This window comes from Mycobacteroides franklinii (assembly GCF_002013895.1).
In the GTDB taxonomy this organism is placed as follows: domain Bacteria; phylum Actinomycetota; class Actinomycetes; order Mycobacteriales; family Mycobacteriaceae; genus Mycobacterium; species Mycobacterium franklinii.
Genome location: NZ_MAFQ01000006.1, coordinates 38,391 through 49,896, shown reverse-complemented (window position 1 = coordinate 49,896; position 11,506 = coordinate 38,391). Strand labels below are relative to the sequence as shown.

Genomic DNA, 11,506 nt, shown 5'->3' with positions numbered 1-11,506 from the left:
CGTTGCAGGTTGAGGCGTCAAGTGAGACGCGAAGTGCCACGTAATTTCGTGGCGAATGAAAGTGGGCACCGATGAAAGTGAGCCGGTCAAGCCACCGCGGCCGTACCCGCGACCACGGCGAGATTCGCCGCCGCATCCTCGATGCCGCTGAAGAGTGCTTGCTGGAGCACGGCTATGAGGCGCGGTTGCATGCGCTGATCGCGAAGAAGGCCGGCCTGTCCCGGCCCACCGTCTACAAACATGTGGGTGACCAGGCGGCGATCATCGAGGCACTGTTCCACCGCGAGTTTCTCCGATTCGGGGAGATGCTGGAGCCTGTCTTCGCGGCCGCCAAGAACCCCCGCGCCGGGTTCATCGACGCCATTGTGCGCATCGTGCAGCACGGCCGTCACCACCCGTTGCTGCAAAAGGGCCTGAAGGAGAACCCCGAGCAGGTGCTGCCGTATCTGACGGTGAAGGCCCGCCCGTTCATCGACCAGACGACGATCTTGCTGGCGCCGTACTTCCGCCAACTGCTCACCGAGGCGCAGCTGGCCACCATCAACGTCAAGGCCGCCGCCGAATGGAGCTTCCGGATCGCCGCCTCGCTGTTGGTGACTCCCGGTGTCGTGGAGACTCAGACCGACGAGCAATTGGGCGACTTCATCGGCAACCTGCTCACCGTCTCGGCGATCACCGAGGAGATCTCCGCGGTGCTGACTTCCGATTCGGCTGCTTCGTAAGTCGCGATGCGACGGATTCGCGTCATCGGTATCGGTGCCGGCCATCCCGAGTACCTGACCGTGCAGGCCATCGCGGCGCTCAATGAGGTCGACGCGTTCTTCGTCGCCGATAAGGGCGACACGAAGGACGATCTGGTCGAGCTGCGCCGGCACATCTGCGAGCGGTACATCACCGAACCCGACTACCGCTTTGTCGAACTACCCGATCCGGTGCGGGGGAAGGGCGAGTACCGCGGCGCGGTGAAGCAGTGGCATGCCGAACGGGCGGCATTGTGGGGCAAAGCAATTGCCTCCGAGCTGCCCGACGGCGGCACTGGCGCTTTCCTTGCGTGGGGGGACCCGTCCCTCTACGACAGCACACTGCGCATCCTGGATGCGATCCTCGCCGAGGATCCCCACGCATTCGAATACGACGTGCTGCCGGGTATCACCGCGATCTCCGCGCTGACCGCCCGGCACCGGATTGTGCTGAACGGTATCGGGGAGCCGGTGCTCATCACGACGGGCCGGCGGCTGTTGGCGGAGTGGCCCCGGGCCGGGACGGTCGTGGTGATGCTCGACGGCGATTGCGCGTTTCGGCAGCTGGATCCGTCGACCCAGATTTGGTGGGGCGCGTATCTGGGCACCGAACACGAACTGCTGGTATCGGGCACCGTAGGGGAGGTGGGCGACAGGATCGCCGAGGTACGTGCCTCGGCGCGTGCCGAGCACGGCTGGATCATGGATACCTACCTGCTGCGGAGTGTCGGCGCGTAGAGGCAGACTGAGCCCATGCCCGAACTACCGGAAGTCGAGGCGCTCGCCGATCACCTGCGCCGCCACGCCGTGGGGTCGGCCGTCGGCAGAGTCGATGTCGCGGCGTTTTCCGTGCTCAAGACTTTCGATCCGCCGATCACCGCCCTGCACGGTCGGACGGTGACGGGGGCGACGCGCTGGGGCAAGTACCTGGGCCTGCAAGCGGGGGACCTTTATCTCATCGCGCATCTCTCGCGCGCCGGGTGGTTGCGCTGGTCGGACAAGTTGGCCGCGGCACCGCTCAAACCGGGCAAGGGGCCCATCGCACTGCGGGTGCATCTCGGAACGCCCGGCGACGCTGCAGGATTCGATCTCACCGAGGCAGGCACCCAGAAACGGTTGGCCGTGTGGGTGGTGACGGACCCGGCGTCCGTGCCACAGATCGCGTCCCTGGGACCCGATGCCCTATCGCTGACGGCCGCCGGGCTATCTGAGATCTTGTCCGGAACCACGGCCCGGCTCAAGAACGTGATCACGGATCAACGGGTGATTGCCGGAATCGGCAACGCCTACAGCGACGAGATTCTGCATGTGGCCAAGCTGTCTCCCTTCGCCAGCGGAAAGACGCTTTCCGAGGGCCAGCGGGCCGCGCTGTACGAGGCCATGCAGTTGGTTCTCGCCGACGCGGTCGAGCGCAGCGTGGGGCAGCAGGCGGCAACTCTCAAGGGGGAGAAGCGATCCGGATTGCGGGTGCATGCCCGCACCGGGATGCCCTGCCCGGTGTGCGGTGATGTGGTGCGGGAGGTGTCGTTCGCCGACAAATCGTTCCAGTACTGCCCGACGTGCCAGACCGGCGGCAAGGTGCTGGCCGACCGTCGGCTCTCGCGGCTCCTCAAATAAAGTGACCACGTGACGCGACAGAAGATCCTCATCACCGGGGCGAGCTCCGGCCTGGGCGCTGAGATGGCCCGTCAGTTCGCCGCGAAGGGACGTGACCTGGCGCTGTGTGCCCGGCGCACCGAGGCGCTGGAAGAGATCAAGGCCGAGCTGCTGGCAGCCAACCCCGGAATCAAGGTCGCCGTGCGGCCCCTGGACGTCACCAACCACGAGTCCGTGCCGGTGGTCTTTGGTGAGCTGCGTGACGAGCTCGGTGGCCTGGATCGCGTGGTCGTGAACGCGGGTATCGCCAAGGGCTGGCATCTGGGCGGCGGTAAGTCCTGGGCCAACATCCAGACCATCGAAACCAACCTCATCGGTGCCCTGGTGCAGATCGAGGCTGCGCTGGCGCTGTTCAAAGAGCAGGGCTACGGGCACCTAGTGCTCATCTCCTCGGTGACGGCGGCCAAGGGACTGCCCGGCACCAAGGCCGCCTATGCGGCCAGCAAGGCTGGACTTTCCTCGTTGGGTGAGTCGCTGCGCGCCGAATACGCCCGCGGCCCAATCAAAGTCAGCACCATCGAGCCCGGCTACATCCAGACCGATCTGAGCGCCAAGTCGCCGACCACCCCGATGATGGTGGACACATTGACCGGAGTGACGGCAATGGTGGATGCCATCGAGAAGGAACCCGGGCGGGCGGCGGTGCCGCGTTGGCCGTGGGAACCGGTGATGGCGGTCATGCGGCTGTTGCCGCCTCGACTGGCCGGACGCCTCGCCTAGTCGGCCACGGGTTTCCCGTATGGGACTTTGTGCCCACGTGGGATGCTGCATATATGGGCGAGGAAAAGAAACACAACGCTTCCGTCACGGTGGACTATGCCGCCGAACTCGATGAACTCGCGAGTCTGCGCGGTGGGATCAAACGCAATAAAGAGGCCAAGGACGCCTGGAAACAGGGCTATCCCTACGACGAGAAACTCACCCGCAAGGAATACGACAAGGCCAAGCGCAAGCTGCAGATCGAGCTCCTCAAGCTGCAGCTGTGGGTCAAGGAGAACGGCGAGAAGATCTGCATCGTCTTCGAAGGCCGCGACGCCGCCGGTAAGGGTGGATCCATCAAGAGATTCACCGAACATCTCAATCCCCGTGGTGCCCGCGTGGTGGCGCTGGAGAAGCCGACACCGGTGGAACAGAGTCAGTGGTATTTCCAGCGATACACGGCCCACCTACCCAGTGGTGGTGAGATCGTCTTGATGGACCGCTCCTGGTACAACCGCGCGGGTGTGGAGCGTGTGATGGGCTACTGCACACCAGCACAATGTGCCGAATTCTTGCGTGAGGCTCCGGAATACGAACGCATGCTGGTGAATTCGGGGACGCACCTGATCAAGTTGTGGTTCTCGGTGAGCCGCAAGGAGCAGCTGGCCCGGTTCGCGGCCCGGCGTACCGATCCTGTTCGGCACTGGAAACTCTCGCCCACCGACCTCGCGTCTCTCGATAAGTGGGACGCCTATACCGAAGCCAAAGAGGCCATGTTCTTCTACACCGACACCGACTTTGCACCGTGGACGGTGGTCAAGAGCAACGACAAGAAGCGCGCCCGGTTGGAGGCAATGCGCCACGTGCTTTCGCAGTTCGATTACGACAACAAAGACTCGGCGATTGTGGGCAGTCCGGACCCACTGATTGTCGGACCTGCCTCGGCAGTCTTTGAAGAGGGAGAGAAGGCGGGTTCGCGCTAGGAGCGCGGAGGTCGAGACACCGGCGAAGATCGCCGCATTGCGTAACGGGAGCCTCGGCTCGGCCGGTCAGCGGTGGAACCGAGGATGGGCCCTGCCCGCCATGAGCGGAAGATCCAGGTACGACCTGAGTCCCGGCTCGGCCTCGCAGACATAGGGCACAGAGTTGACGCAATGGGCCGCCGTGGCGACAACGCCCTCGTTGGCGACGAGTCCGGCCTGAACGCTGTGGGGATGAAAGCCGGTAATGGTGCACGACGACGAGGGCGTGCCCCGCACCTCGACCTCGTAGCGCGGACCGCTCGGGCCGAAGGACCAGACGGGGTCCAAGTGCTCCTCACCCATCAACCAGTTCACCGCGATCCGCGCGACGGCTTCGTCGCCGACGAATGCTTCCCAGGAGAACTGTTGACCGGCCACCGATCCGGGCCGGATGGTGCCGATCGGAGATTCGATGTCCGCGGTGGCAACGGCGACCTTGAGGTCCGGCCGGATCTCGACGTCCGCGAAGCACATGCCGTCCAGGATCATCCGCAGCGACTGTTTGAATCCGCCGCCCAACAGTTTGGGCATCGGCCCGCTCACGGCTTCCTCCGGTGTGCCGCCGAACTTCATGATGTGCCGGATGACGTCCGGCGCGCCATAGGTGCGGATGTCCGAGTATTCCTCGGCCCGCACGTAGGTGACGGCGGAGGTCATGGACGAGAAGATCAGCGGATACAGGTCGGTGATGCCACCGGGGTCAATTCCCGTGCCGTGCAAGGTCACCCCGGCCTGACGGGCACCGGCGTCCAGGTCGCGGCCGGAACTATCGGGGTAGAACCAGCCGACCGGGGTGACGACGTTCTTCTTCGAGGCGAGCAATGCCGCCACCTCCGACGGGTTGGGAAGTAGCGGGCTGTAAATCACGCAGTCGGCATCCAGAGAGACGATGTCGTCGAGACTGTTGGTGGTGATCACCCCGATGGGGGACTGCCCGATGAGCTCGCCAACATCGACGCCGGTCTTCTGCGGTGAGTGCACCCAGCATCCGACCAGCTGTAGTTCCGGGTGCGCGAGCACCGCGCTGATCGCCGCCCTGCCGACTTCCCCCGTCGCCCACTGGACTACCCGATAGACCATGTCATTGTCTCCTTGCAGCCGGTAACCTCAGACCTGCATAACACCAAACAAGTGCTTGGTCCAGATCTTGAGAGGTGGGAATCTCGGTGATTAGACACGGATTTCGGTTTGGGACGAATCTGATCTCCCATGGAGACCCGGCCCAGATTCGCGATCAGGTGCGACGGGCCGAGGATTGCGGTGTTGACGTCGTCGTGGTTCCCGACCACCTCGGAGTCGGTGCACCCTTCCCGGTAATGCTTGCCGCTGCGAGTGTTTCGACGAACATCCGGGTTGGTAGCTTCGTGTTGACCACCGGTTTCTATTCTCCGCGTCTACTTGCGCGCGACATCGCCACCTGTGACCGGCTTACCGACGGTCGCATTGAGATCGGGCTGGGGGCCGGCTACGTCCAGCAGGAGTACGAGGCCGCAGGAGCGCCCTTTCTGAGCCCTGCCGGACGGGTGCAGCAGCTCGCCGACGCGGTCGATGCGCTGCGGGGCCTGCTCTCAAGCCCGGATCATTGGCCGCGACCAGTTCAGTCGCCCGTACCGATCATGATCGCGGGCAAGGGCGACAAGATCCTGAAACTTGCAGCACAGCAGGCTGATATCGTCGCGATCTCTGATGCTGGGACGCGCACCGACCTCGCCGAGCGTGCCGCATACGTTCGCAATGCCGCTGCTCAGCGTGCCGACAAGCCGGAGTTGAACTTAGGGATCTTCGATATTGCGATTGACCGCGCGCCGGATCTGGGGCTGATGCGTGTATACCGACCGGGTGATTCCGACGAAGAGCTACTGGCATCGCCAACTCTGCTGCACGGATCACACAGTGAGCTGGTTGAGCAAATCATCTCTCTGCGCGAAGAACTCGGTATCTCCTATCTGACATACATGGGGGCAGATCCGCACGGACTCAGTGATTTTCACTCATTGATCGCTGCGCTGAAGTAAGGACCTTCGCATCTATCCTCCGATGCCGCGGCAGATGATCATCGGGGTCATGACTCCCGATTCGGAACCCGTGACCCTGCTCGAAAAATACGAAAGCTGGACGCTGCTGGCCAGTGCCAAATTGGGGCGACTGGTGGTGGTGATCGACGGCAGGCCGGAGATCTTTCCTATCAACTTCGTGACCCAGCGCGGCACCGTACTGTTCCGAACAGCAGAGGGCACCAAACTCTTTGGTGCGGTGGTGAGCGACCAGGTGTTGTTCGAGGCGGACGATCACAACGATATCGGCGGCTGGAGCGTGGTCGTGCGCGGCGCCGCACAGATACTCAGCACTTCGGTTGAGATCGACGAGGCCGACGGGGCCGGCCTGTATCCATGGATACCCACCCTGAAACTGCACTATGTGCGCATCATCCCGGCGCAGATCACCGGCCGCCGTTTCGTGTTCGGGCGTGAGCCGGACGGAGGCCACGTTCCGGGCTAGTGCCCGACGTGCGCCTCGGCGCGCATGCGTTCGACCATGTGTGGGTAGTGCAGCTCGAACGCCGGGCGCTCCGAACGGATCCGGGGCAGCTCGGTGAAATTGTGCCGCGGCGGCGGGCAGCTGGTGGCCCACTCCAGGGAGTTGCCGTAGCCCCACGGGTCATCGACCGTGACGACCTCGCCGTAGCGGTAGCTCTTGAAGATGTTCCACACGAACGGCAGCATCGACGAACCGAGAACGAATGCGCCGATCGTTGACACGATGTTCAAACCCGTGAAGCCATCGGTGGGTAGGTAGTCGGCGTACCGGCGCGGCATGCCCTCATTACCCAGCCAGTGCTGCACCAGGAACGTGGTGTGGAAGCCGATGAACGTCAACCAGAAGTGGAACTTGCCGAGGCGCTCGTCGAGCAGCCGGCCCGTCATTTTCGGGAACCAGAAATACACGCCCGCGAAGCTGGCGAACACGATGGTTCCGAACAGCGTGTAGTGGAAGTGCGCCACCACGAAGTACGAGTCGGTGACGTGGAAATCAATGGGGGGAGCGGCGAGGAGGACACCGGTCAGACCGCCGAAGAGGAAGGTGACCAGGAAGCCGATCGAGAACAGCATGGGTGTCTCGAAGGTCAACTGCCCCTTCCACATTGTGCCGATCCAGTTGAAGAATTTAATACCGGTCGGAACCGCGATCAGGAATGTCATGAAGGAGAAGAACGGCAGCAGCACGGCGCCGGTGGCGTACATGTGGTGCGCCCACACCGCGATCGACAACGCTCCGATACCCAGGGTCGCGAAGACCAATGTGGTGTAACCGAAGATCGGCTTGCGGCTGAACACCGGGAAGATCTCAGAAACCACTCCGAAGAACGGCAACGCCAACACATAGACCTCGGGGTGTCCGAAGAACCAGAACAGGTGCTGCCACAGCAGAACTCCGCCGTTGGCGGGATCGAAGATGTGTGCGCCCAAGTGCCGGTCGGCCGCCAGACCGATGGCTGCCGCCGCCAGCAGCGGGAACACCAGCAGTACCAGCACGCTGACCACCAGAATGTTCCAGGTGAAGATCGGCATCCGGAACATGACCATGCCCGGCGCACGCATGCACACGATGGTGGTGATCATGTTGACCGCGCCAAGGATGGTGCCCAATCCGCCGACCGCGACGCCCAGTATCCAGAGGTCGGCACCGGCACCCGGTGAGTGGATGGCATCGGAGAGCGGGGTGTAGGCGGTCCAGCCGAAGTCGGCGGCACCGCCGGGGGTGATGAACCCGGCCAGCGCGATGAGCGCACCAAACAGGAAGAGCCAGAACGATAGCGCGTTGAGCCGTGGGAACGCCACGTCGGGGGCGCCGATCTGCAGTGGCAGCACCACATTGGCGAAGCCGAACACGATGGGCGTCGCGTAGAAGAGCAGCATCGCTGTGCCGTGCATGGTGAACAGCTGGTTGTACTGCTCATTGGAGAGAAATGCCAGTCCCGGTGTGGTGAGCTCGGCACGGATGAGCAGCGCCATCAATCCGCCCACCATGAAGAAGGCAAAACACGTGACGAGATACATGACGCCGATCAGCTTGTGATCGGTGGTGGTAATAAGGCGGTAGATAAGAGAGCCTTTAGGCCCTACCCGCGGGGGAAAGGGTCGGCTCGCCGCCAATTTGAGGGATATAGCCACAGGAAACCTCCATACGAAACAGTGCGATTCGCCTGTGTACGTGAGGCATTCCTGCGGACATCATGCCATAGTCATCCTGCCTCGCGCGCCCGCTGTAGATCGGCGATCGAGGACCAGTCCAGGTCGGCGTGCCCGCTCGCGAGTGCCTCATCGAGAACCGATCGCAGTACCTCGCCAAACGGCAGCCGCAGCCCGGTGTCTGCCGCCACGTCGAGTGCCAGTCCAACGTCCTTGCGGCCCAGGGTGGTTGTGAATCCAGCCGGTTCGTAGGTTGAGGTAGCAATGAGCTTGCCGTAGCTGCTGTACGCCGGGCCCTGGAACAGCGTGCTGGTCAACAGCTCCACCAACAGCGCGGAATCCACACCGGATCGCTCCGCCATGCTGACGGCTTCACTCAACGATTGGATGGCCGATGCGATGAGGAAATTCCCGATGATCTTGACGACATTGGCTTGCCGCGGCACATCGCCCAATCGCCAGGTGCGTGCCCCGATGACGTCCAAGAATGGTTGTGCCCTGTCTATTTGGTCGGACGCACCCGCCGCCAGCACCTGCAACTGCCCGGCTTGGGCGACGGGGACCCGGCCGAACACCGGCGCCGCGACATATCCCACCCCGTGCTCACCATGCAGTGCGGTGGCACGGTCGGCCAGCTGGGTGCTGACGGTCGCGAGGTTGACGTGCAGCGCTCCCCGTCCAGCGGCAAGGACCTCTGGGGTGAGGAAGGTGTCGGATACGGCGTGATCATCGGCCAGCACCGAGAACACCACACCGGACTCGAAGGCCTGTGCCGCAGATTCGAGTGGTCGTGCACCGACCGCGGCGAGCTCTTCGACGGGTCCTGGCGAGCGATTCCATACGGAAACCTCGTGCCCTGACCGGACAAGATTGTCTGCCATGGCCTTTCCCATGGCCCCTAGTCCGACGACGGCAATTGTGCTCATTGGTGTGCTCCTGTTTCGGTGGGCCAGTTGGCGAAAATCTCGGTGTAGTCGTGACTCATCAGTTCGATGACCGTGCCCCACGGGTCGGTCAGATAGGACATGGTCCATGGTCTACCCGCGACGACGGGTCGTGGGGCGGTGATGATCCGGCCGCCGGCCGCCGAGACGGCGCGCGTCTGCCCCTCGACGTCGGAGACGGTCAGGCACAGATGCCACGTGCCGCGCCGGGTGTACTCGACGGGTAGCAGCGGTGGCGGGTCCGTCGCCGGATCGATGAATTCGAAGAGCTCTACACCCACACCATTGTTTGTCTGCAGGCCGGCTATCCGGGCCTGGCCGAACCTGGTGTCCAGTCCCGGCGGGAGCTCTCCGGTCGGCCCGGGTTCGAGTGTGCGCGGACCCATGATGCATTCGAAGCCGAATATCTTGCGGTACCAGTCAATTGCCGCTGCGATATCGGGAACGGTGATCCCGATGTGGTTGACAGACATCTCGCCTCCAGTGAACCGGTTAAGACGGTTCTACCGTAGAACATGTTCCGAGATCTGTCGAACCGGTTAAACTGGTTCGTATGGCGAGCACGGCTGGGGATGCGCGGACGGTTTTTCGGCTGGACAATGCGGTACTGGCATTCCGCTTTACCGCCACCGTCTTCGATCGTGCGGGGGCGGCTACCGAACGGCTGACCGACCCGGGACGGTTGAGGTTATGGCTGCGAGCCAACGAGTTGGACTTCTCGGACGTGCCCTTGACCGACGCCGACCTGGCCGCCGCCAAGGAGCTGCGCGAGAGCATCCACCGCGCGGGCGCCGCGGTGGCAGCGGGTGGGCGGATGGCTGCATCAGCCGTGCGGATGTTGAATACGTTCTCCCGGAACGGCAATCCGCACAGGGTGCTCGAGGGCGCAGATGTGCAATGGCGCGGCGTGGGCATCGCGGACGCCCTGTCCGTCATCGCCGCCAGTGCCATCGAGACACTGGGCGGCCCCGATCGCGATCGGGTCAAGGCGTGCTCGGACGACCACTGTCACGGTCTCTATGTCGACACCAGCCGGGCCAACAATCGGCGCTGGTGCAACATGAACACCTGCGGGAACAGGGCCAAGAAGGCCGCCATTGCTACACGCCGCTAATGGGCGTGCAAGAGGCCCCACGCGGGGAGGGGATCGGGGAAGTCACGCCACACCTCCGGACCGGCGGCGAGCTCGTCGTCGGTGAGGACCGCGGCCTCCAGGAGATGCTGCACGCGGGGCCGGTCCAGCCGCACGCCGATGAAGACGACCTCCTGCCCCGGGGCGATCTCGGTGCTGCGCCAGAACTGGGCGGGTTCAATCGTCAGGTTCGGTCCGGCCTGCGACCAGATCGCGGCGATATCGGGGCGGCTGGCAATCCAGCAAAATCCCTTGCTGCGCAACAGTCCTTGTAGGTTCTCCAGCGCCGTATTGAGGCGTTGCGGATGGAAGGGGCGATCCGAACGGAAGGTCATGCTGCTGATGCCGTATTCCTCGGTTTCGGGGGTGTGCCCGTCGGCGATCTCCTCATCCCAGCCCGGTGCCTGGGCGGCCAGCTCGGGATCGAACAATCCGGTCTGCAGCACCAGATCCAGGTCGACGACGCCGCCGGTGGACCGCACCATCGTCGCCGTGGGATTGAGGCGGCGCAGCAGGGTTTCCACCATGCCGAGGGTTCGTTCGCTCACCAGATCCACCTTGTTGAGGATCAGCACGTCGGCGAATTCGACCTGATCGGTGAGCAGATCGGCGATGGAACGCCCGTCGCCGTCTGCGGCGGCCATCTCGCGGTCGGCCAGCGCCTCGCCGCGTGCCAGCTCCGGCAGGAAGGTGGAGGCGTCGACGACGGTCACCATGGTGTCGAGCCGGGCGACCTGGCCCAGGCTGGTGCCGTCCTCGAACTCCCAGGTGAACGAGGCGGCCACCGGCATGGGCTCGGAGATTCCGGTCGACTCGATGACTAGCTGGTCAAATCGATTCTGCCGGGCCAGGTTTCCGACGGCTTCGATCAGGTCCTCGCGCAGCGTGCAACAGATGCAGCCGTTGGTGAGCTCGACGAGCCGCTCCTCGGTGCGGTTCAGGTGTCCGGTGCCCGCAACGAGGGCGGCGTCGATGTTCACCTCGCTCATGTCGTTGACGATCACCGCGACGCGGCGTCCCTCGGTATTGGCCAGGATGTGGTTGAGCAGAGTGGTTTTTCCCGCGCCGAGGAATCCGGAGAGCACGGTTACGGGAAGGAGCTGGGCTGTAGTCACTCCTTAAT

13 protein-coding genes are annotated in these 11,506 nt (G+C 63.6%); 8 read left to right on the top strand and 5 right to left on the bottom strand.

The window, feature by feature from the left end; translation table 11 throughout:
- Positions 1-71 precede the first annotated feature (71 nt).
- The 5 genes from B4393_RS10080 to ppk2 are packed head-to-tail and all read left to right on the top strand — an operon-like array spanning position 72 to position 4,078.
- Positions 72-722: a TetR/AcrR family transcriptional regulator gene (locus B4393_RS10080; RefSeq protein ID WP_078334051.1), complete on the top strand. Its 651-nt coding sequence runs from the start codon at positions 72-74 to the stop codon at positions 720-722.
- A 6-nt stretch (positions 723-728) separates the two neighbouring features.
- Positions 729-1,478, top strand: a complete 750-nt coding sequence (gene cobF, locus B4393_RS10075) for a precorrin-6A synthase (deacetylating) (protein WP_070936470.1) — start codon at positions 729-731, stop codon at positions 1,476-1,478.
- Between the two features lie 15 nt (positions 1,479-1,493).
- Complete coding sequence (locus tag B4393_RS10070; protein WP_078334050.1) at positions 1,494-2,357, top strand: Fpg/Nei family DNA glycosylase; 864 nt, start codon at positions 1,494-1,496, stop codon at positions 2,355-2,357.
- Positions 2,358-2,366: 9 nt separating this feature from the next.
- Complete coding sequence (locus B4393_RS10065; RefSeq protein ID WP_078334049.1) at positions 2,367-3,116, top strand: SDR family oxidoreductase; 750 nt, start codon at positions 2,367-2,369, stop codon at positions 3,114-3,116.
- 53 nt (positions 3,117-3,169) lie between these two features.
- Positions 3,170-4,078 carry a polyphosphate kinase 2 gene (ppk2, locus tag B4393_RS10060; protein WP_078334048.1) on the top strand — a complete coding sequence of 303 codons (909 nt, stop codon included), beginning with the start codon at positions 3,170-3,172 and terminating at the stop codon, positions 4,076-4,078.
- A gap of 66 nt (positions 4,079-4,144) precedes the next feature.
- Here ppk2 and B4393_RS10055 read toward each other — a convergent pair whose 3' ends face one another.
- A complete protein-coding gene (locus B4393_RS10055; RefSeq protein ID WP_078334047.1) occupies positions 4,145-5,197 on the bottom strand; it encodes an NAD(P)H-dependent amine dehydrogenase family protein in 1,053 nt (350 codons plus the stop codon).
- An 86-nt stretch (positions 5,198-5,283) separates the two neighbouring features.
- Between B4393_RS10055 and B4393_RS10050 the strand changes: the two genes are divergently transcribed.
- Both B4393_RS10050 and B4393_RS10045 read left to right on the top strand, forming a co-directional pair.
- Positions 5,284-6,132: a TIGR03621 family F420-dependent LLM class oxidoreductase gene (locus tag B4393_RS10050; RefSeq protein WP_236743151.1), complete on the top strand. Its 849-nt coding sequence runs from the start codon at positions 5,284-5,286 to the stop codon at positions 6,130-6,132.
- A 49-nt stretch (positions 6,133-6,181) separates the two neighbouring features.
- On the top strand, positions 6,182-6,616 hold the full coding sequence (locus tag B4393_RS10045) for a pyridoxamine 5'-phosphate oxidase family protein (protein WP_078334411.1): 435 nt from the start codon (positions 6,182-6,184) through the stop codon (positions 6,614-6,616).
- Here B4393_RS10045 and ctaD read toward each other — a convergent pair.
- The 3 genes from ctaD to B4393_RS10030 form a co-directional block, all read right to left on the bottom strand.
- Entirely contained in the window at positions 6,613-8,289 is a 1,677-nt protein-coding gene (gene ctaD / locus B4393_RS10040) for an aa3-type cytochrome oxidase subunit I (protein ID WP_078334046.1), read from the bottom strand. The two genes, B4393_RS10045 and ctaD, sit on opposite strands and share 4 nt — an antisense overlap.
- Before the next feature lie 71 nt (positions 8,290-8,360).
- Positions 8,361-9,233: an NAD(P)-dependent oxidoreductase gene (locus tag B4393_RS10035; protein WP_078334045.1), complete on the bottom strand. Its 873-nt coding sequence runs from the start codon at positions 9,231-9,233 to the stop codon at positions 8,361-8,363.
- Positions 9,230-9,724 carry a VOC family protein gene (locus tag B4393_RS10030; protein WP_078334044.1) on the bottom strand — a complete coding sequence of 165 codons (495 nt, stop codon included), beginning with the start codon at positions 9,722-9,724 and terminating at the stop codon, positions 9,230-9,232. The genes B4393_RS10035 and B4393_RS10030 overlap by 4 nt, the downstream gene beginning before the upstream one ends.
- A gap of 80 nt (positions 9,725-9,804) precedes the next feature.
- On the opposite strand from B4393_RS10030, the gene B4393_RS10025 reads away from it, so the two are divergent.
- Positions 9,805-10,365 (top strand): CGNR zinc finger domain-containing protein, encoded by a 561-nt coding sequence (locus tag B4393_RS10025; RefSeq protein WP_078334043.1) that lies wholly within the window; start codon positions 9,805-9,807, stop codon positions 10,363-10,365.
- On the opposite strand, the gene B4393_RS10020 is transcribed toward B4393_RS10025, so the two are convergent.
- Positions 10,362-11,498 carry a GTP-binding protein gene (locus B4393_RS10020; RefSeq protein ID WP_078334042.1) on the bottom strand — a complete coding sequence of 379 codons (1,137 nt, stop codon included), beginning with the start codon at positions 11,496-11,498 and terminating at the stop codon, positions 10,362-10,364. The two genes, B4393_RS10025 and B4393_RS10020, sit on opposite strands and share 4 nt — an antisense overlap.
- Positions 11,499-11,506 lie beyond the last annotated feature (8 nt).